This window comes from Thermomicrobium roseum DSM 5159 (genome assembly GCF_000021685.1).
Classification (GTDB): Bacteria; Chloroflexota; Chloroflexia; order Thermomicrobiales; family Thermomicrobiaceae; genus Thermomicrobium; species Thermomicrobium roseum.
The window spans coordinates 804,659-825,115 of sequence record NC_011961.1 but is presented as its reverse complement, the minus strand read 5'-3'; the positions used below and the strand labels follow the sequence as shown (position 1 = coordinate 825,115).

Annotated in this window: 20 protein-coding genes; 11 read left to right on the top strand and 9 right to left on the bottom strand. The window is 65.2% G+C overall.

Going from position 1 to position 20,457, the window contains the following annotated elements; genetic code table 11:
* Positions 1 to 19 precede the first annotated feature (19 nt).
* The 3 genes from mftF to TRD_RS12950 all read left to right on the top strand — a co-directional run bounded on the left by mftF (position 20) and on the right by TRD_RS12950 (position 4,030).
* A complete protein-coding gene (gene mftF / locus TRD_RS12965; RefSeq protein ID WP_012643085.1) occupies positions 20 to 1,567 on the top strand; it encodes a mycofactocin biosynthesis glycosyltransferase MftF in 1,548 nt (515 codons plus the stop codon).
* A gap of 307 nt (positions 1,568 to 1,874) precedes the next feature.
* Positions 1,875 to 2,477, top strand: coding sequence for a CDGSH iron-sulfur domain-containing protein (locus TRD_RS15175; RefSeq protein WP_012643096.1), 603 nt, complete (start codon positions 1,875 to 1,877; stop codon positions 2,475 to 2,477).
* Between the two features lie 338 nt (positions 2,478 to 2,815).
* Positions 2,816 to 4,030 (top strand): NAD(P)/FAD-dependent oxidoreductase, encoded by a 1,215-nt coding sequence (locus tag TRD_RS12950; RefSeq protein ID WP_012643163.1) that lies wholly within the window; start codon positions 2,816 to 2,818, stop codon positions 4,028 to 4,030.
* A gap of 173 nt (positions 4,031 to 4,203) precedes the next feature.
* Here TRD_RS12950 and TRD_RS12945 read toward each other — a convergent pair whose 3' ends face one another.
* The 5 genes from TRD_RS12945 to TRD_RS12925 form a co-directional block, all read right to left on the bottom strand.
* Positions 4,204 to 4,536, bottom strand: coding sequence for a rhodanese-like domain-containing protein (locus TRD_RS12945; RefSeq protein ID WP_012643054.1), 333 nt, complete (start codon positions 4,534 to 4,536; stop codon positions 4,204 to 4,206).
* Positions 4,537 to 4,669: 133 nt separating this feature from the next.
* Positions 4,670 to 6,064 (bottom strand): MBL fold metallo-hydrolase, encoded by a 1,395-nt coding sequence (locus TRD_RS12940; RefSeq protein ID WP_012642407.1) that lies wholly within the window; start codon positions 6,062 to 6,064, stop codon positions 4,670 to 4,672.
* Between the two features lie 13 nt (positions 6,065 to 6,077).
* Positions 6,078 to 6,479: a DUF302 domain-containing protein gene (locus TRD_RS12935; RefSeq protein WP_012643256.1), complete on the bottom strand. Its 402-nt coding sequence runs from the start codon at positions 6,477 to 6,479 to the stop codon at positions 6,078 to 6,080.
* 92 nt (positions 6,480 to 6,571) lie between these two features.
* On the bottom strand, positions 6,572 to 6,775 hold the full coding sequence (locus tag TRD_RS12930) for an FmdB family zinc ribbon protein (protein WP_169302318.1): 204 nt from the start codon (positions 6,773 to 6,775) through the stop codon (positions 6,572 to 6,574).
* Positions 6,772 to 7,125: an ArsR/SmtB family transcription factor gene (locus tag TRD_RS12925; RefSeq protein WP_012642430.1), complete on the bottom strand. Its 354-nt coding sequence runs from the start codon at positions 7,123 to 7,125 to the stop codon at positions 6,772 to 6,774. Before TRD_RS12925 ends, TRD_RS12930 begins: the two co-directional genes overlap by 4 nt.
* A gap of 1,290 nt (positions 7,126 to 8,415) precedes the next feature.
* Between TRD_RS12925 and TRD_RS12920 the strand changes: the two genes are divergently transcribed.
* From TRD_RS12920 to TRD_RS12885, 8 genes are all read left to right on the top strand, one after another.
* Complete coding sequence (locus TRD_RS12920) at positions 8,416 to 9,762, top strand: MFS transporter (protein ID WP_052294151.1); 1,347 nt, start codon at positions 8,416 to 8,418, stop codon at positions 9,760 to 9,762.
* Between the two features lie 94 nt (positions 9,763 to 9,856).
* Positions 9,857 to 11,539: an acyl--CoA ligase family protein gene (locus TRD_RS12915; RefSeq protein WP_012642858.1), complete on the top strand. Its 1,683-nt coding sequence runs from the start codon at positions 9,857 to 9,859 to the stop codon at positions 11,537 to 11,539.
* 165 nt (positions 11,540 to 11,704) lie between these two features.
* Positions 11,705 to 13,579 carry a PLP-dependent aspartate aminotransferase family protein gene (locus tag TRD_RS12910; RefSeq protein ID WP_143714830.1) on the top strand — a complete coding sequence of 625 codons (1,875 nt, stop codon included), beginning with the start codon at positions 11,705 to 11,707 and terminating at the stop codon, positions 13,577 to 13,579.
* Positions 13,580 to 13,623: 44 nt separating this feature from the next.
* A complete protein-coding gene (locus TRD_RS12905; RefSeq protein ID WP_012643183.1) occupies positions 13,624 to 14,418 on the top strand; it encodes an enoyl-CoA hydratase in 795 nt (264 codons plus the stop codon).
* Between the two features lie 579 nt (positions 14,419 to 14,997).
* A complete protein-coding gene (locus TRD_RS12900; RefSeq protein WP_012642539.1) occupies positions 14,998 to 15,249 on the top strand; it encodes a hypothetical protein in 252 nt (83 codons plus the stop codon).
* A 22-nt stretch (positions 15,250 to 15,271) separates the two neighbouring features.
* Complete coding sequence (locus TRD_RS12895) at positions 15,272 to 15,628, top strand: hypothetical protein (protein ID WP_012642834.1); 357 nt, start codon at positions 15,272 to 15,274, stop codon at positions 15,626 to 15,628.
* An 80-nt stretch (positions 15,629 to 15,708) separates the two neighbouring features.
* Entirely contained in the window at positions 15,709 to 16,137 is a 429-nt protein-coding gene (locus TRD_RS12890; RefSeq protein ID WP_012643276.1) for a hypothetical protein, read from the top strand.
* Positions 16,121 to 16,813 (top strand): DUF4388 domain-containing protein, encoded by a 693-nt coding sequence (locus TRD_RS12885; protein ID WP_012642644.1) that lies wholly within the window; start codon positions 16,121 to 16,123, stop codon positions 16,811 to 16,813. The genes TRD_RS12890 and TRD_RS12885 overlap by 17 nt, the downstream gene beginning before the upstream one ends.
* A gap of 175 nt (positions 16,814 to 16,988) precedes the next feature.
* On the opposite strand, the gene TRD_RS15020 is transcribed toward TRD_RS12885, so the two are convergent.
* From TRD_RS15020 to TRD_RS14480, 4 genes are all read right to left on the bottom strand, one after another.
* Entirely contained in the window at positions 16,989 to 18,335 is a 1,347-nt protein-coding gene (locus TRD_RS15020; protein ID WP_012642945.1) for a tyrosine-protein kinase domain-containing protein, read from the bottom strand.
* Entirely contained in the window at positions 18,325 to 19,035 is a 711-nt protein-coding gene (locus tag TRD_RS12875; protein WP_012642433.1) for a YveK family protein, read from the bottom strand. The genes TRD_RS15020 and TRD_RS12875 overlap by 11 nt, the downstream gene beginning before the upstream one ends.
* Positions 19,026 to 20,171, bottom strand: a complete 1,146-nt coding sequence (locus tag TRD_RS12870; RefSeq protein ID WP_143714829.1) for a glycosyltransferase — start codon at positions 20,169 to 20,171, stop codon at positions 19,026 to 19,028. The genes TRD_RS12875 and TRD_RS12870 overlap by 10 nt, the downstream gene beginning before the upstream one ends.
* Before the next feature lie 63 nt (positions 20,172 to 20,234).
* Positions 20,235 to 20,414, bottom strand: a complete 180-nt coding sequence (locus TRD_RS14480) for a hypothetical protein (protein WP_012642792.1) — start codon at positions 20,412 to 20,414, stop codon at positions 20,235 to 20,237.
* Positions 20,415 to 20,457 lie beyond the last annotated feature (43 nt).

Sequence of the window (20,457 nt, the reverse complement as noted above, 5' to 3'; positions counted from 1 at the left end):
GCGCCAAGGCCGAAGTTCCATGGCGAGCGCGAAGGAATTAGGCAGTATCGGTCGCATACGCCATGATCCGGAGCCCGCAGGCACGGCAGTTTGTCATCTCTCACCGTGCCTGCGTGTCGTGCAGTGCGGTGACGCGGCTTGGCTGATCGCGACCCGTCCACTCCGCCTGCTGCGCGTTCAGCCCCGCGTGGTGAAGCTGCTCGAGAAATTACGGGTGGACCCTGATGTCGGTCGCGTGGTGAAAAGCTTTCCTGACCTTCGCTGGGAGACGGTGATTTCCTTCCTCGAACGGCTGGCTGACGAAGGGCTCGTCCGGTTGGTCTGGTCACTGCCGGACGAAATGCTGCCGAGCGTGTCCGTGGTGATTCCGGTGCGCAACCGACCGGCTCAACTGAGTGCGTGCCTGGCGGCGCTCGAGTGCCTCGACTACCCGCGCGAGCGACTCGAGATCCTGGTCGTCGACGACGCGTCGTCCGATGACACGGTGGCGAGGGCGGAAACGTGGCGGAATCGCTTGCCGCTGCGGGTGATTCGCCTGCCCGCGCCGGTCGGTGCCGCAGCATGCCGGAACCACGGTGCGGAGCTCGCGCGGGGTGAGATTCTCGCGTTTACGGACAGCGATTGTCGTCCACATCCGCGTTGGCTGCGCGAGTTGGTGCCGGAGTTCGTGCGGACCGGTGTCGTCGCCGTCGGGGGTGCCGTGTTGCCAGCTGACGACGACTCATGGCTCGACCGGTACGAGGCGGTGGAGTCACCGCTGACGCACGGGCCGGAGCCGGCACGGGTGCGACCGCGCGGCGCGGTGCCCTACCTCGTCACAGCTAATCTGCTGGTGCGGCGTCGGGCACTTTTGGAAGTCGGCGGATTCGCACGGATCCATCCAGGCGAAGATGTGGATCTCGTCTGGCGGCTCTGCGAACGGGGAGGACGGGTTCTGTATCGACCAGCGGGTATCGTTCTCCACGATCACCGCGATCGGCTCTGGCCGTTCCTGCACCGACGCGCTGCTTATGCGTCCTCCGAAGTAGTGCTGGTGCAGCGTCATCCACACTCTCGCCATCGGATGACGGTGCCAGCTGCCATGCTGGCGAGCATCGGCTGTGGGATCGGGGCAGGGCGACAGGAAGGCCTGGTGATGCTCGCAATGCTGCCGCTGCTCGCTGATGTACTCGTTGCCTTCCAGCGGATCCGACGGTTGCGAGCTCCGGTATCGCTCGGAGAACTGGTGCTGGCCGAGTTGCGGGGCATGTTGGTTGCATTCTACTGGATGGGGCGAACGATCAGTCGCTACTACAGTTGGCCCGTCCTGGTCGCCGGGGTCATCTTCCGGCGCAGAGGGTTCGGGCGGTGGCTTTCCGTGCTCGTTGGAGCGAGCCTTCTCGGGACAGCGAGTGTCGACTACATCCGCAAACGACCGAGCCTCGATCCGGTACGGTTCTTGCTCGCGCATCTGTGTGACGATTTGGCGAACAACTCGGGGCTTTTGGTCGGTTGTCTGCGCTCCGGGACCATTCGACCGCTTCTGGTGGAGCTCTCCCTGTATTGGCCACGTGTCGAGAAATCTTAAACGTTCCGGGTTTGCACAGCCGAGTCGGGGTGCTGGCTGCGAGACGACGGAACTCCCTCCCGAAGTCAGTCGCGGTGTGTACGGCTCGCTGGGTCGCTGCTTGTTCGATCAGTGATCGTGGTGCGGCAGAGATGTACTGGAAACCAGTACCGTGGTCTTTGGCCGGATTCGTCGATGCGGACGAGGGGCGGTCATCGCGCTCGCAACTGGGTCGTCGCAGTTCACGGCTTCGTCTCGTCGGTACCGTTCTGCAACGCTATAGTTGCGTTGAAGGCCAATAGGGATCGATCGCCCCGGAGGGTAAGCGGTGAGCGAGGTTCGGATCACGGTTCGGCAGAATGGTCCCTATCACGTGCAAGGGCGCGTCATCTTGGTCGATCACGAGGGAAACGAGATCCCGTACGAAGGGGAAGAGATCTGGCTGTGCCGGTGCGGCGGCTCGGCGAAGAAGCCGTTCTGTGACGGGACACACAAGCGCATCGGTTTCCAGGGGGATCTCGGGGTCGCGGTGCGTCGAGCGGCCGACGTTGCCGAGGAAAGAGAGCCAGCTGCCCCTGGCGCTGCTCCCGTGCAGGAGCAAGCCAGTGAGAGCGATTTCGTGCCGGTCAAGCCGCTGGCCGAGGTGCCCGAGGCGACGATCGTGCGCTTCGAGGTCGACGGAGCGCCGCGATTGCTCGTTCGCTTCGGGGAACGGCTTTATGCGGTCGACGGCATCTGCACGCACGAAGAGGCAGAACTGGCCGAGGGGGATCTGGAGGATGGCGTGATCTATTGTCCCTTGCATGGCTCGGGGTTCGAGTTGGCGACCGGACGAGTCACCAGTCTCCCGGCGACCAAACCGTTGCCGGTCTACGAGGTGGTCGTACGGGATGGGATGGTGTACGTTTCACGCCAGCCGCGCGGTCGGTGAAGGCTGAGGCCGAAGCACGGATCTTCCGGCAGGGTGGTCATGGGCCAGGAGCAGAGGCTCCTCGGCGATCGGTGTCACCGTTGGGCAGGGAGATCATACCCGTGTGACGTCGCGACCAGGACAGGTGGCGTGGGCCTGCTCTCGCCGACCGGTCTCGCGGATCGCTGTATCGAGACGACCGGCCGAGCGGCTCCGGTGGCCGCTCTCTGGTGAATTCCCACGCCACGGTCGGCCTGGAGCATGCGGGGGCCGCTGGCGTCGTCGACCGGGGAACGACGGTCGCGACGAGGAAGAAGCGGGTGCTCGGGCGCTGATCCGGTGCGCTGAAGGGGGTTGCCATGGTCGAGCACTGCCTCGTCGTGGGAGCTGGAGCGGCAGCCTTCGGGTTCGCGAGTGCGATCCGCGAGGCGGGGTACCAGGGACGGGTCACTGTGGTGGGCGCCGAGCCGGTGCCACCATACGAGCGACCACCCCTTTCCAAGCAGTATCTCCTGGGGAAGAAAACGGAGAGCGAGATACTCTTCCGGCCGGTCGCGTTCTACGAGGAACGGACGATCGAGCTGGTTCTGGGTGATCCGGTCGAGGAGATCGATCTCGAGCGCCGGGTGGCCCGCACGCGTGCCGCGAGGGAGATCGGCTTCGATCAGTTGGTGCTGGCAACTGGGGCGGTACCGAACCGGCTGGCGGTACCGGGGGCAGAACTCCCGGGGGTCTTCGTGCTTCGCTCGCTCGAGGACGCACGAGGGGTGCGAGCGGCGCTGTCGTCTGCGCAGCGCGTCGTCGTGATCGGTGGCGGGTTCATCGGGTGCGAAGTCGCGGCGAGCGCGCGGACATTGGGGAAGCAGGTTGCGCTGGTCGAAACGTTGCCAGTTCTGCTCGGTCGAGCGCTCGGCGAGACGATCGGAGCCGCGATCACGCGGGTGCACGAGCGAGCTGGTGTGGAACTCCACCTGGGGCGGACGGTGATCGCATTGGAGGGGCGAGAGCGGGTGGAGCGGGTTCTCCTGGACGACGGCACGAGCCTCCCCGCCGAGACCGTCATCGTCGGGATCGGCGTCCGGCCAGCCGTGCCGGCGATCAGGGGCGAGCTGACGATAGAGGACGGTGTGGTCGTCGATGCGACCTGCGCGGCGAGTGTCCCGGGCGTCTGGGCCGCCGGTGACGTGGCGCGCTGGTGGCATCCGGTGATCGAGCGCTCGATTCGGGTCGAGCACTTCGACAACGCGTTGGCGCAAGGTGCGTGCGTCGCCAAGGGAGTCGCTGGGCGTCCCGAGACGTACGCGCCGGTACCGTCTTTCTGGTCGGATCAGTACGATCTGACCATCCAGCAGTACGGTTACCCGATCGAATGGGATGAACTCGTCGTGCGTGGCGATCTGGACGCTCCGTCCTTCACAGCCTTCTACTTAAAAGACGGGCGTGTTTGCGGGGCAGTGATCGTGAAGCGGCCGCGCGAGATGCGACCAGCACGGCGCCTGGTGGAGGCGATGGCGCGAGTCGATCGCGCGCTCCTCGCGGACGAGCGTGTCGATCTGCGTTCGCTCGCGCCTTGAATCGAAATCCTGGTCCCGTCGGAAGCCGGCGAGGAGGGGAAACGGGGACCAGCGAGCGGTGAGTCAGCTTGGGTCTCGGCGGCGAGAGCGCCGAGCTTCCTCACTCGCGCTGGATCGCAGACGAACGGAGCGAGGCGCAGCGGGAAGCGCCCCGCTCCGTTCACGACGATCGTTCAGCGCACCACAGGGAGACCAGCCCGGGCCCAGGCGATGAGGCCGCCAGCGAGGTTGCGGACCTTGGTAAAGCCGGCTCGTTGCAGATAAGCCGTGGCCGAGGCACTGCGGTTGCCGCTCCGGCAGACGAGGATGATCTCCCGATTCCGGTCCAGTTCACCGACGCGTTGGGGCAACTCGTCGAGGGGAATGAGCCGTGCGCCGGGAATGCGGGCGGCTCGCCACTCGTCCGGCTCGCGCACGTCGATGAGGAGTGCCCCGGCCTGCAGGCGCTCGTGTGCCTCGTGGGGGGTGAGTTCCGGAACGCGTGGGCCGAACAGTCGAGTCAACATCGATTCCTCCGTTCCCCGTTTCTCTGCATTCTCTTTTCGAGTCGGTCGAGAAGGCTCGCTCGGTACCAGCCGCCCAGGGAACGAGGTGCCCGGCTGGCGCATCGACCGGCCAGCCGGGCGAGCGACCGATCGGTCAAGCCGTGACCACGGCTCCCCGCGTCGTGGGGAGACCAGCGGCGCGCCAGGCGTCCATACCGCCCTCGACCGAGTAGACCCGCGGGAAATCGCGCGAGCGCAACAGGCTCGCTGCCAGCGCACTACGGGTTCCGGCACCGCACACGAGCGCGATCGGGCGCGAGGGATCGAGTTCGGTCCAGCGCTCCGGTAGACGATAGAACGGGATGTGCCGAGCGCCCGGAATGTGTCCTTCAGCCCACTCGGACGGCTCGCGGACGTCGACGATCTGCAGGGTGGGGTCCTCCTCGCGCCAGCGGGCAAGGTCGTGAACGGTGAGGACAGGCAACGTGCGATAGGGAAAGCCGGCACGTTCCCACGCGGCCATCCCGCCAGCGAGATAGCCGACCACCTGGTCATAGCCGATGACCGCGAGCATCTGGACGGCACGGTGTGCATCCTCTTCGCGCTCGACGACGAGAACGAGAGATCGGTCGGGCGGAACGACCAGACCGACTCGATTCTGGAACTGCCCGCCGTCGAGGGCAACGGAAATGGCACCCGGGATGTGGCTCGCGGCGAAGGAGGCAGGCGACCGGACATCGAGGACGACGGCACCCTGCTCGATGAGTTCGCGAACGCGAGCAGGAGTGAGCGGTGTCGCCGTACCCATCCGCGGTGGCTCAGCGGCGCGGTTGAGCTCGACGATGCGGGCGAGATTCGGCGGGCGCTCGGGGAGATTCTCGTTCATGAAGCGGATGAAGGTTTGACGGTCGAGGATCTGCAGTGCCGGGTTGTTGCGCGCTTCGAAGCCGATCGTGGTTCCGGTCATGCGGTTGTTGACCCGCCCACACAACGAGCCGGCGACGTGACCAGGAAAGACGAGCGTACCGGGGGGAAGCTGGAGGAGGCGCTGGTGGAGCGAATCGAAGAGGGCGGCAGCACCTTCCTGGCCGTCGATGGCGAGATCGGGGCGAGCGATATCACCGACGAAGAGCGTATCGCCGGTGAGGACGAGCCACGGATCCCGGCTGCGGGAGCGGTCGATCACCGCGATGACGATGTGTTCCGGGCGATGTCCAGGCGTATGGATGGCGCGGAGGACGACCTCGCCCAACTCCAGCTCGTCACCGTCATGGAGCGGCAGATGCGGGTAGGTGACCCCGGCGAGCGCGGAGACGGCGATCGTCGCGCCGGTCGCAGCGGCGAGCTGATGATGCCCGGAAACGTGATCGGCGTGATTGTGCGTTTCGATGATATAGCGGAGCTGGAGTCCCTCCCGCTGGAGGAGGTCGAGGATCTCATCGACCATGTCGATGCGGGGGTCGATCACTGCGGCCAGGCCGGCGTCAGTGGACGCAACGACGTAGGCTGCGCAGCCGATATCGGTACGGAGAATCTGCTGGAAGAACATCGCAGTGCTCCTTTCAGGCGGCCTCGAGAGCGCGCAGGGCTCGCTCGAGGCGGGCGCGCGCCTCGTTGGCCAGTTCGTCGAGTGCGGGATTACCGACGATGCCGAGCATGGCCTTGGGGTCCGCGATCTCGACACGAGTCTTGCCGTCGACCTCGCGGACGACCACGTTGCAGGGAAGCAAGAGACCGACCTCGCGTTCGGTTTCGAGCGCCCGGTGCGCGAGGGGCGGGTTACAGGCACCGAGAATGACGTACCGCTCCATGTCGTGTCCGAGCTTCTGCTTGAGCGTCTCCTTGACGTCGATGGTGGTGAGGACGCCGAAGCCTTGCTCCTTCAGCGCTTCCTGAACCTTAGGCAGGACTTCATCGAAGGGGCGGTCGAGATCGACTCCGAAGCCGTAGCGACCAGTGAACATCGATACTCCTCCTTTCCGCACCGCGCGTCGTTGTCTTTCCTCTCAAAGCCGCTCGCCGTGCGAGCCCACGGCCCGCATCACCAGCGGATGGCTCAGCCGCCACCGGTCGAGCAACTGGTCGCGCTCGAGGCACCCTCGCTGGTGCGAGCAGCGAACGCGGAGAGCAGACGCTCGGTCTCGCTCGTACCGCAGTTGGGGCAGGCGATCGGCTGATCGGCCTGGGAGAGTCGGACGAGCTTCTCGAAGCGGTAGCCACAGACTCGGCAGCGGTATTCGTAGAGGGGCACGCGTGTCACCTCCGTTCCATCAGGACCGATTCGGCCAGTTCACCCTGGCGCAGCAGCTGATCGAGGAGCAGGGCACGGGTCAGATGGCATGCCTCGAGGATGCGTGGATCGGCCAGCGAGTAGTGCATCTCGGTGCCGACCCGCTGCGCGTGGACCAGACCGCGCTGGCGGAGGACGGCCAGGTGTTGGCTGATCTTGGCCTGGCGCTGGCCAGTCGCGTGAGCCAGTTCCTTGACCGCCTTGGGGCCGTCACCGAGCAGTTCGATCAGTTCGATACGCGTCGGATCGGCGAGCACCTGACAGAGCATGGCCTGCAGACGGTAGAGCTCGCGCCGGCGTTCGCGTTCGTCACTGCTCAAACCCTTCGCCTCCTTCCGGTTGCAGCTTCATTCGCATACGCGAATATTCTAATGCAGCGAGAGGGACAACGCAAGAGGTTCTGCTGGCGCACGCGGCTCGCAGCCGCGACCAGCTGGTTGGGACCGGGTATTGCCACGCGGAGTGGTACGGGCTCGCTGGGTGCCGGGGTCACGCGGCTGAGGGGACCGACAGCGCGAGGGTGCCCGAGGAGAGGCCGCAGGATTCGACTTCGCGAACGGAACCGACAGCAGCGTGCGTATCACCCTGTACGAGCAGGGTGCGCGGAGCGAAGGTAGATCGTCGTCGCTGCAAAGCGGTCGGGCCGTAACGACTGATGCTGCCAGTGGAGATCGGACCACCCGCGGCCTACGCTGAACGAGCAGGCGCTGACGAAACCTGGCTGCTCGGTCGGTGCAAGGCTTCGCTCGGGAGCACAGTGCCGCTGTTTCAGCGGTCGACCGCGGGGACGAGCAGGCGGTCTGCGGCGAGGAACTGGGAGCGGAGAGAGTCGCTGGAAGACGATGGTGACAGGTGCAGAGGTGCAGGGCACAGCAGCCGGCGAGGTGCCGGACGGGGGAGCGCAGTGCGGAAAACGTGAGGGGAACCGGTCGGCCAGCGCTCGATCTCGTCGCTCGAGGTGGGCGGGGTGCGCGACGTGGTGTCGTGCAATGTTACCGACTCGAGTGGGTGGCCGCACGGCGATCGGACAGCGCTGTGGGGCAGCACGAAGCACGGCTCGCGTGTGCGGGCAGCATAAGCAGCCGTGAGAGCAGGAGTGGATCGGGTAGGCGCCGGGTTCGCGGGAGCGTCGCGAGCGTGCTCGAGTGCTTGACGAAGAGAGTCGGAGCACTTTAAATAATGGGCATTGTGAAACCAGGTTCGGGTAGGGTACGAGTTCGTTTGTCATCGCGGGCGACGATGGGACGGGGACGGTTCGGAACGACGAAAGATCAGCGAGGGTGGGCGCTCGTGGCTCCCTGCCCGACGATGAACGCACTCTTTGCCTTGTGGCCGCGCATTTGCGACTGTTCCTGCTGAACAACAGAACGAAAGCAGGTTCGAGCCCTGGTTGGCGTCCAGATGGAGCCAACTCACGAGTCACCTGTTGACAGCAGAGTGTTACCGGCGTATCATAGCGACGTCCTGAGAAGCGAACGAAACAGTAATTCGATGCATCACTGATGTGTGCAGCCGCTGTGACTCGTTGTAATGCTGTGATGAACGCGTGATAGGGTCAGACGTCGGCAAGGAGGAGATAGAGTCGAGTGTTCGGGAAGGGAGAGGGCACGATGCGTGCGGTGAACAACGATCGGCGCTATCTGGCCTTCGTGATCGGCGCCTCGACGGTCGGGTCGGCGATCGAGTGGTATGACTTCTACATTTTCGGGAGCTTGGCGGCGATTCTGGCGACGCATTTCTTCGCCAAGGACCACCCGGTCGCGGCGCTCCTGAATACCATCGCGATCTTTACCATCGGGTTCCTGTTCCGGCCACTCGGGGCGATCATCTTCGGCTGGTACGGGGACAAGATCGGGCGCAAGCGGGTCTTCATCCTGACCTTGCTCGGGATGGGTTTGGGGACGGCACTGATCGGCGTGATCCCGAGCTACGCGACGATCGGGGTGCTCGCTCCCATCTTGGTCTTTTTGTTGCGGGTGATCCAGGGGTTGAGTGTCGGGGGTGAGTGGGGAGGTGCGCTGACCTACGTGGCCGAGCACGCGCCGGACGGGAAGCGTGGGCTGTACACGGGTCTTTTGAGCCCGGCGGCGATCTACGGTCTGATCATCTCGTTCTTCGTGGTGCTGGGTGTGCGGACGGCGCTCGGTGAGGAGGCGTTTCGAGCCTGGGGCTGGCGCATACCGTTCCTGCTTTCGCTTGTGCTGGTCCTGATCTCGCTCTACGTGCGGCTGCGTCTCCAGGAGACGCCGATGTTCGCTGAACTGAAGGCGCGGCGTGCAGTGGTGCAGAATCCCTTGAAGGTGACCTTCACGGGCGAGAACTTGCGGCGGGTACTCATTGCGGCAGCCGTCTCGTTCGGTCAAGCGGTGGCCTGGTATACCGCGATTTTCTGGGCGCTCTTCTTCCTGCAGACCGCGCAGAAGCTCGATCTCATCACGACGTACAAGGTCCTTCTGCCGGGTCTGCTGGTGGCGCCAGTGCTGCATATCGTCATGGGCTGGCTCTCCGACTCGATCGGCCGCAAGCCGATCGTCCTCACTGGCTTCGTCCTGGCGATCGTCGGCTTCTACCCACTCTATACGCTGCTCGGGCGGTTCGCGCAGAAGGACAATCTGCAGTACTGGCCGGCCGCCCTGACCGTGATGGGCCTGATGCTGATCGCGGCGATGGTGTGGGGACCGCTGCCAGCTCTGTTGGCCGAGTACTTCCCCACGCAGGTCCGTTATACCTCCCTGGGCGTCGTCCAGAACGCGGCCAATGGCTGGGGCGGTGGACTGGTCCCGTACGTCACGACGTGGATCCAGACTGCGACCGGAAACTTGATGTGGGCGCTGGTCTATCCGATCGCCTTGCCGCTCCTGGGGTTGATCGTCGGTCTCCTGTTCTTGCCCGAGACGGCGCGCCACCGCTTGTGGGAGCAGCCAGGGGCGGCGATGGCGACCGGCGACGGGGAATAATTCGGATACTAGGACGACGATGCGATTGGCCGGTTCAGCGAGTTGTCGCCCCGGCCGGTCGCTATCCGCTCGCAAGAGGCGGAGGGAGATGATGATGCAGACACGGACGACGCCGCTCTTCCAACAGCTCTGGTCGCGGCCCCAATGGGAGGGGCTCCCGCCCTATCGCTCGCTCCTGACACCGCTCATGCTGCTGGAGCGGACGTTGCACGTCTTTCCCGACAAGGTCGGAGTGGTGGATGGAAACCGGCGGTTGACGTACCGCGAGTTCGGTGCCCGCGTCTACCGGCTCGCCAGCGCACTGCGCGGTCGGGGCTTGCAGCCGGGCGATCGGGTCGCTGTCCTGTGCCGGAACAGCTTGGAGGCGCTGGAGGCCCACTTCGCCGTACCCCAAATGGGTGGGGTCCTGGTTCCGATCAACGTGCGCCTTTCGAGCGAGGAGGTGCGCTACATCCTGGAGCACTCAGGCGCCCGAGCGCTGATCCTGGACGGAGCACTGGCGAGCCTCGTCGAGCCGATCCGGGGAGCCCTTCCGGAACTCAGGCTCGTCGTCTGGGCCGATATCGATAGCCGTCACGGCGATGCGCCGCCGGCTCGCGCATCGTTTGCCGATGTCGAGTACGAGGCACTGCTGGCGGAAGGCTCACCGGATCCATCGGTGTACCCGCTCCGTGACGAGGAGGAGGTGCTGAGCATCAACTACACGAGCGGGACGACCGGTCGGCCGAAGGGTGTGATGGTGACGCATCGCGGCGCGTACTTGAACGCGTTGGGGGAGATCATCGAGGCCCGACTCGTGCCGGAAAGCGCCTATCTCTGGACGTTGCCGATGTTCCACTGCAATGGCTGGTACTTCCCGTACGCTGTGACCGGGATCGGAGCGACGCACGTGGTGCTGCCCAAGGTCGATCCGTCCCGCATCTTCCAGCTGATCGAGCAGGAAGGCGTGACGCATTTCTGCGGTGCGCCGACTGTGCTGATCATGCTGTTGCAAGGACGGCCGAGTCCCGACTACCGGTTCCCCAGACCGCTCACCGTGCTGACCGCGGCGGCACCACCGGCGCCAGCGACGATCGCCGCGATGGAAGCGATGGGTGCCCGCATCGTGCACGTCTATGGCCTGACCGAAACGTACGGTCCGCACACCGTCTGTGAGTGGCACGAGGAGTGGGACGCCTTGCCATTGGAAGAGCGTGCGCGACTCAAGGCACGGCAAGGTGTGGGATACATCCATGCGCCGGAACTGCGGGTGGTCGACGAGGCGATGCGCGATGTCCCAGCGGACGGGGAGACGCTGGGTGAAGTGGTCATGCGTGGCAACAACGTGATGAAGGGGTATTACCGCGACGAGGAGGCGACCGCTCGGGCGTTCGCTGGCGGCTGGTTCCACTCCGGTGACCTGGCGGTGGTGCATCCGGATGGGTACATCGAGCTGCGCGATCGCAAAAAGGACATCATCATCAGCGGTGGGGAGAACATCTCGACGATCGAGGTCGAGCGTGCGCTCTACCAGCATCCCGCGGTGCTGGAGTGCGCGGTCATCGGTATTCCAGACGAGAAGTGGGGCGAGGTACCGAAAGCGTTCGTCGTACTGAAGCCAGGAATGCACGCGACGCCGGAAGAATTGATCGCATTCTGCCGGGACCGTCTGGCCCACTACAAGTGCCCGAAGCAGGTCGAGTTGGTCGAGAGCTTGCCCAAGACCTCGACGGGGAAGATCCAGAAGTTCGTGCTGCGCGAGCGAGAGTGGGCTGGCTACGACAAGCGGATCCACTGATGACGCGCATGGTGGTTCAGTTGGCTCGCCGGCGGGCGGCGCTGTGGTCGGTCATTGGGCTGAGCCAGCGACGCGCTGGTGCGAGACGCAGGGGGTAAGATTCGAGCAGGCTGGCTCGGCGTGCTGGTCGGGCACACCGGTAGAACGAGCGAGGGAGGAACCAGGGTGGCGAGCGAGCGAGATCCGTTTCGGAACTATGCGATCGAGACACTGGCTGTGCATGCCGGGCAAGCGCCCGATCCAGCCACGGGAGCGCGGGCGGTTCCCATCTATCAGACGACATCGTTCGTCTTCCACGATGCCGACCACGCCTCGCAACTGTTCAATCTGGATGAGCCTGGACATATCTACACGCGGATCAGCAACCCGACGGTCGAGGTCTTCGAAAAGCGGGTGGCGTACCTGGAAGGAGGGGTGGCGGCGGTCGCGACGGCGAGCGGTCAAGCGGCGACCACGCTGGCGATCCTGAACATCGCGCGGGCCGGTGACGAGGTCGTGGCGAGCACGAGCCTGTACGGGGGAACGGTCGCGCTGTTCGCCAACACGCTCTCTGACCTGGGGATCACGGTCCGGTTCGTCGAGCCGTCCGATCCGGAGAATTTCCGACGAGCGATCACCGAGCGAACGAAGTGCATCTACGCTGAGACGATCGGGAACCCGCGGCTCGACGTACTGGACATCGAGGCGGTGGCGCGCATCGCGCACGAGCATGGAATCCCGTTGATCATCGACAACACGTTCGCGACACCCTACCTGTGCCGCCCGATCGAGTGGGGCGCGGACATCGTGGTGCATTCGGCGACCAAGTGGATCGGCGGGCACGGCATCGCGATCGGTGGCGTGGTGGTCGATGCTGGCCGTTTCGACTGGGGGAACGGCAAGTTCCCGCGACTCGTCGAGCCGGATCCAGGCTACCACGGGATCTCCTACTGGAAGGATTTCGGCAGCTTGGCCTATGTGACCAAGCTGCGGGCGCACATGATGCGCGACGTGGGCGCTTGCATGAGCCCGTTCAATGCGTTCCTGCTCCTAGTGGGACTGGAGACGCTGCATGTGCGGATGGACCGGCATTGCGCCAACGCGCTGGAGATCGCGCGCTGGCTAGCCAGGCATCCGGCCGTGGCCTGGGTGGCCTACCCGGGCTTGCCAGAGCACCCGTCGCATCACCTGGCGCGCAAGTACTTGCGGGAAGGGTGCTATGGCGCGGTCGTCGTCTTCGGCGTGAAGGGTGGGATGGAAGCCGGCATCAAGGTCATCGACAACGTGGCGCTGTGGTCGCACCTGGCGAACGTGGGCGATGCCAAGTCGCTGATCATCCATCCGGCGAGCACCACGCACCGGCAGCTGACTCCCGAGCAACGAGTGGCAGCTGGGGTGGGGGATGACTTGATCCGGCTGGCAGTCGGCATCGAGCATGTCGAGGATCTGAAGGCTGACCTGGATCGGGCCTTGCGGATCGCGACTGGCCTGGCAGCAGGTGGTGACGGCCGAGCGCGCGAAGAGGTGTCGCAGGTCGTGCTCAACGACGAGCGGGTGATCCGCTCGGTGTGCACGCGGGCCTTCGTGGAAGAGAACGGAACCCGTCGGCCGCTCGTCCTGGCGATCGTCGGGCTTTCCAATGACCCGGCTCGTCCCAGCTATCGCGTGGCGCAGAAACTCAAGCGGCTCGGCTACCGGATCATCCCGGTCAACCCGCTCATCGACGAAGCGCTCGGCGAGCGGGCGTACTCCTCGCTCCGCGAACTCCCCGAACGGGCTGATGTCGTGGTGGTCTTCCGGGCGAGCGAGCATGCACCCGCCGTCGCCCGCGAGGCAGTCGAGCACGGCGCACGGGTATTGTGGTTGCAAGAGGGTGTGGTCAGCCCGGAGGCGGCACGGATCGCGACGGAGGGCGGCCTGGCAGTGGTGATGAACCGCTGCATTTACAAGGAGGCACAGCGCTGGCGGGGCCACGCCAAGACGTTCCGACCGGACGATGTGGATCGCGAACTCGTCGGTGCCGGAACGGATGGGCGGCCCAGCGAGCCCGCAGACGACTGAGGGAACCGGAGCGCGAGCCGGCGAGGCCGGAAGGAGGGACAACGATGACCGCGACCGAGCAGAGAACCTACCAGTACATCCTGACCGATGTGCGCGATGGGATCGCTGTGGTGACGATGAACCGTCCGGAGAAGCGGAACGCGCTCTCGGTCGCGCACATGGAGGAGCTGACGGATGCCTTCCGGCGGATCGGTGAGGATCGGGACATCGCGGTCGCAATCTTGCGCGGTGCCGGGCCGATCTTCTGCGCTGGTCACGACTTGAACGAGCTGACCGGATGCGATACGCCGACCGCGCGCCGTATCTTCGCGGTCTGTACGACGCTGATGCAGACGATCCGATCGATCCCCCAGCCGGTGATCGCTCAAGTCCATGGGCTGGCGACTGCCGCGGGCTTCCAGTTGGCTGCGACCTGCGACCTCATCGTGGCGGCGGCCGGGACACGCTTCCAGACTCCAGGCGTGAAGATCGGGTTGTTCTGCTCGACTCCGATGGTGGCGGTGAGCCGGGTACTGCCGCCGAAGAAGACGTTCGAGCTTTTGGTGACCGGTGAACCGATCACGGCGGAGGAGGCGGCGCAGCTGGGGATGGTGAACCGAGTCGTCCCGGCTGAGGAACTGGAGGCTGCCACCTGGGAACTGGCGGAGAAGATCCGAGCAGCGAGCCGCTACGTGGTCGGGATCGGTAAGCAAGCGTTCTACCGACAACTGGAGCTTCCTGAGCACCTCGCCTATGCCTACGCGATGGAAGTGATGGCGCTCAACGCGCTGGCAGCGGACGCGCAGGAGGGGATCTGCGCCTTCCTGGAAAAGCGCCAGCCACAGTGGCGCAATGCCTGACACCGACAGACGAGGTGACTCTGGCCGAGCCGTGGCGGTAACGATCGGGGCGAGCCGCGTGGTCGTCGTCGAGGGGCACGATCGGAGGTTCGCTCGCTGACTCGGGTTGGACCCAGCTCGTTTTGCGGCAGTCGATTGGATGTGACGGGATGGAGCCGTTCGGGAGGTGCTTTCCGGACGGCTCTGTTGTGCTCGGAGAACGATCGGCGTCGATGTCGTGCGATCACCAGGCAGGCGCACCTCTGACGCAGAGCAGTCTGGTCGTGTCGCAGGCGCGTCTTTCCTGGTCTCGCCAGGGGCGTCGATGCCATCGAGTCGTGCCTGACTGTCAGCAAGCCTGGTGAGTGCAGTCGAGCCGAGGCCAAGAGTCTCTGCGTTCCTGGTGCGAGCCGGGACGTCGAGGGGTTGACAAGCGAGCCCCCCATGGCTAGACTGGGTGCGTACGTACTCGTGTACATTCACAGAGCAGCGCTGGTGCGAACTTGGGACGAACGGCCTAGAGGCTCGTGGAGCTGCGCGGCCGAGAATAGAGGGTGAAGCAGGTTCGCACCGGACAAGCGAGGGGCGGCAGGGCTAGCGGTGAACGAGAACGGTGCTCTGATTCGATGGCCGATCACGATTTTTCGCGATCCGTGCAGTGACGAACGCCAGCCGCGCTGGGTTGCGGTCGCCTGTGAGCCGGCGCAACTACCGCCGGAGGCTGCTCAGTCCTGTTTCGTCCTGCAGTACTGGCGCCGACAACTGCGTTGTCCGCCGGTTGCCGTCGGTGAGACGCCGGATACTGCCCTGAGCAATCTCCTCGCAGCGCTCGACCGGGCGCGGGAGGGGTGAAGGACTCGAGGAGGGTGGAGCCATGAGTGAGTACCGTGAAGCGCTGGCTATCATCTTGAATGCGGTACGGTCGGCTGGCCTCCCATTGACCGGCTGGTGCCTGGAGCGGGACCGTGTGCATTTCCTGTTGAGCGGGGGTATGGAAGTGACGGTTCCGCTGGATCGGCTGTTCGGGGGGTCGCCGAGCACGGTGGTGGCGGAACTCCTCAATGCGGTGGGTTGGCGCACGACGCCGGTGACCGTACGGCCGATGGAAGAGATCGTCGAACTGGCCCCGCAGCAACTGGCACGACTGCGCTTCTTGCACTGGTTGGTGAGCACGGGTCGGCTGCCTGGTGATACGGAACGGCCGCGATTCGAGCTGGCGACGGCCAGTTGATGGTCGGATCCTCTCTGCCCACTCGTCCGCTATGCTAGCGGCAGCGGATCGGTACGAGGAGCGGTGAGAGCGAGGTCGCGGTGGGCGGAGAGGGGTGGCAGACGTTCGGGGTCGATCCGGCAGTGGAACGGCTGGCGCGAGCGCTCGCCGGTGTCGTTGTGCGCGAGCAGGTGGCCCGACCGTGCCAGACGTATCCTCTCCCCTGTCGCGTACTCGCGATGCGCACTCTTCCGAACCTGCGTCGCTGGGATTTGACCGTGGTCGTGCCAGAGCGGCTGACAACGCTCACCCACTTTTACCAGCTGCTCGTGCGGCTTCCGGAGATGGTCGGTTGCCGGATCGTTCGGATGACGGGCAGGTTGGTCGATTTCGCGCTCTTGACTGTCGTCCTCGACGAGACGCAACTGACCCGCGTGATCGAGCGCTTTCTCCAACACAGTGGATGCGCACCAGGTTTTTCGCTCCGGGAATTCGGCTACGAGGCGGGCGGCAATGCCGATTTACGGTGACCTGAGCGATTTGCCGCTGCATATCCTCCTGCAGGCTTTGACGCGGGCTGGGCAGACGGGCCGACTGACGCTGCGGACACGGGTCGAGGAAGTGACGCTGGTGCTCGATCGTGGACGGATCGCGGCGGTTCTGAGCAGCGATGCACAGCTTCGACTCGGCCAGATGCTGCTGCAGCTCGGGGACATCAGTGAGGAACAACTGGAGCAAGCGCTCGCGCTGCAAGCGGTGACGGATGGGCGACGCCGGCTCGGACAGATCCTCACGGAGTTGGGCTTCGTGACCCATCAGCAGATCAAGCGCGCACTGGCCCAGCAGTTCGAGGAAGTTCTGGTGCGGGTGCTCGGGGCAGCCGATGCGTCCTTCGCCTTCGTGCCCGAGCCGCCACTCATCCCGGACGAGGAGACCGTCCTGGATGATGCGCCGATGACGAAGCTGATCCTGAACGCGATCCGACGCGCCGATGAGCGACGTGCCGGAGTGCGCTTGACGACTGGTCCGATCGACCGGTCGATGCTCGATCGACTCCTGCCCGAGGAACGGGCGGTGCTGATGGCGGTGCTGGAAGGGCAGCGTACGGAACAGCAACTCGTCGAGGCGACAGGCTTACCGAGAGCGACTCTTCGCGAAGTGTTGGATCGGCTGGTCTCCGCGAGGTTGCTCGAGCGTGCGGGTTGAGGCGAAGCTGTTGGCGCAGCGGGACGCGGGCCAGGAACCTCGAGCCGCTCGCTCATGACGCGGGGTGCGAGCGGCCATGATGGAGTCTGAACGATTCGATGTGGACGGAGTGAGCACCCCGGAAGATCGGTCTGCCGTCTCTCTTCACCGAGCGAGGCAAGGAAGGAATGCGCACTCACCCGGTCAGGAGGACGACGCCGATCAGGGAAGCACCGACGCGCTCCAGCTGCTCTTTGGCTCGCTGGGCTATGCTCCGCGAGGTTCGCCCGCTGCGCACGACGAGCAGCACACCGTCGGCGAGGCGAGATAAGACGAGTGCCTCACCGCACTCGGGTAACGGTGCGGTGTGGAGGACGACCCGGTCGGCTCGCTCGCGCAGCTGAGCGAGGCGAGCGAGCGAGGGGGCTCGGGCGAGGAGATCGGCGGGATTGGTGCCTGCCGGAAGCGTACCGGCGGGAATGAGTGCGAGCTCGCTGACCGGGGTAGGTTGTGATGGAATGGGTCGTTCCTCGGACGAGAGGAGTGCTTCGGCCAGACCGGTCGAGGGGGAACTGGGCAAGAGGGTGTGGAGTGATGGCTGGCGGAGATCGGCATCGACCAGGAGCGTGCGCTCGCCGGCAATGGCGAGTGCAGCAGCGAGATTGGCGGCGACGGATGCGGCATCGCGCGAGTCGCGGCCGATGCCGCAGACCAGGATTGTCCGGCACGATGCGCCGGCTGCCTCGCGACCGAGTACGCTCGCACGGAGCGTCCGGTAGGACTCAGCAGCAGCGGACAACGGTTCCTCGAGCACGACCAGCTTGGGCATCGTCTCCTCCACACGTCTCGATCGTCGATCGCGTGCCAGCCGGATCTCGCTGAGAACGGGCAGGCCGAGTGCGCGCGTGGTTTCGCGTGCCGTCCGCAAAACGTCCTCGAAATACTCGATCCCGAAGGTGACCAGAATGCCGAAGGCGAGACCGAGCACGAGCCCGCCAATAGTGTTGAGGCGCGTGCGTGGCCCGACCGGGACACTGGGTGGCGAGGCGGTGTCCAGCTTGAGAACCGTGACGGTCCCCTGGATGCGCTGGCCGAACGGGTCGCGGAACTGTTCGAGGATCCGCTGGTTCTCAGCCATCGTCTGGGCCACGAAGGCATCAGCGAGGGCATTGGCGACGCGCGCCGCGCGAGCCGGGTCAGTGTCGGTCACCACGAGTTGGATGACATTGCTGTCCTGATTACGACCGAGCTGGAGCGAGCCGAGGACCTGACCAGGATCAGCGGAGAGCCCCGCTCGGGCCAGAGCGCTGGCGACGAAGTCACCGTTGCGGATGAGATCCTGGAAGGATGCTAACCGGTTTTTGGCGTAGAGATCGAGCCAGTAGTCGGGTGGCTGGGCGACCGCCATGAGACGGACACTGACCTGATACGTCGGTGGCATGGAGCTGCTGTAGAAGAAAGCCACGGCGGCGGCCACGAGGCCAGCCAGGAGAACGACCCACCAACGACGCAAGACGATAGCCAGGTACTCCTCAGGACGCACGGCCTCTCCTCTCGGGGGGAGCAGGAATGACTGTCACGACTGGGAGGTCGAGCGCGCGTCGAACGTCTTCGGGGTCGTGGAGTGCGTCGGAGAGGGAATCGGCCAGGAAAGCGAGAAAGACGCCGATGACGAAGGCGAGGACGAGCTGGATCGCCCAGAGGAGGCGAGTACGCGTGGTATCGGGTACCGCACTCTGCGGGTCGTCGATCACCTGGACGATGACCTGACGGGCTGGGTCATTGAAGCCGAAGTACTGTGTGCCGCGCTCGCGCAAAGCGGCGACCGCAGCCTGGGCGATGGCGACGGCGCGCTGGGCATCGGGTGCAGAGACGGACAGGAGGACGGCTCGGTTCCGGCGCGTCACCGAGAAGCTGCCCTGGACTTCCCCCGGTGTGATGGGAGTACCCAAAGCGGCGGTCGCACGCTGGGCGACATCGCTCGCAAAGACGTTTCCGCGGACGACCTCGGTGAAATCATCGACCGTATACTCGTTGGTCAGATAGAGATAATACTCATCGTAGCGGTACTGATCGGCAGGCGTCTCCTGCGGCAGGCGCGTGACGATAACGGCTGCGCTCGCGGTATAGCGTGGCTGATAGCGGATGGCTTGTACGATGATGGCCAGGAGTGCGACGGCTGGCACGAAGAGGACGAGCCAGCGCTGACGCCAGAGGATCGCCAGATAGGCCTTCAGTTCCACCGGGCGAGAGCCTCCTTCCGCTCGGCGGGGTGGAGCTGCCGAACCAGGCGTGCCTGGACGAAGGCAGTGAACTCGGCAGCGAAGCGCTCGGGTCGGAAACGCTCGGCATGCGCGCGAATCGTCGAGGGATCGAAGGTGAGCTGGGCGAAGCGGCGGAAGGCAGCGATGAGCGAATCGACCGTCTGTTCGGGGAAGAGGACACCGGTCACGCCATCGACGACCGTTTCGGTGGCGCCTCCGCGGGCCAGTGCGATAGCTGGGCGGCCCGCGGCTTGGACCTCGACCTGAGCGATGCCGAAGTCGTCCTCAGCAGGAAAGACCGCGGCACGACAGCGTGCCAGGAGAGCGAACTTCTCCTCGTCCGGGACAGCGCCGAGGAACTCGATCGTCGGGCCTGCCAGTCGTTCCAGCGCTGGGCGATCACGCCCGTCCCCGATGATCTTGAGCGGGAGACGCAGCTGATTACAGGCCTCGATGACGAGATCGAGTCGCTTGTAGGGGACGAGGCGCGAGACGACGAGGAAATAGTCGCCGACCTCGTCGGGCGGGAGCGGCTGCACGCGGTCGATGGAGACTGGTGGGTGGATAACGGTCGCCTCGCGTCCCCAAAAGCGCCGGACGCGTTCGGCGACGGCACGAGAGTTGACGGCGATCGCGTCGAGCCGCTGGGCAGTGGCGCGATCCCAGCGACGCAGCCAGGCCATGAGCGGTGGCAGGAGCCGGCGGAGCCAGACGGGGAGCGCTTCGCGGGCAGCGTATTGCTCGAAGTTCCAGGCGAAGCGCATCGGACTGTGGCAATAGCAGATGTGGAGAGTGCCGGGTCGAACGTGGACACCCTTGGCGAAGGCGCTCGAGGAACTGATCACGAGGTCGTAGTTTCCCAGGCGGAGTCCCGAAAAAGCGAGGGGATACAGCGGCAGATAGAGCTGATGGCGCCGGCGACTCCCTGGAAACCGCTGGAGCCAGGTAGTACGGATGTCCCACGTCCGGTAGAAAGCAGGCAGGCGGTCGGGTGCATAGAGGGATGTATAGATCGGTGCATCGGGATAGAGGTCATGAAGCGCTTCCAGGACGCGCTCGGCTCCCCCGTATTGGTTCAGATAGTCGTGGACGATGGCAACGCGCACGCTGCGCACCCCTCGCTTCCCCGCCCCATGATAGCGCAGCCGGGCAGTTCGCGAGGGAGAGTGCAAGGGGAGTCAGGCCGGAGTGGGCGAGCCAGCGATCCACTGTCCGGCGCGAATGACGGCAGTACCGAGGCGCTTCCGCCACGACGTGGCAGCTGGTTGCAGGCTACTCGCGCGCCGGTAGGCATCGGCCTCCGCTTCGAGTTCTCGCCGGCGATGTCTGGCGAGCTCTTGTTCGATCCACGGTGTCATCGGAGACTCCTGACCGCTCGGTTCCCACCGAGCGCAGAACGGA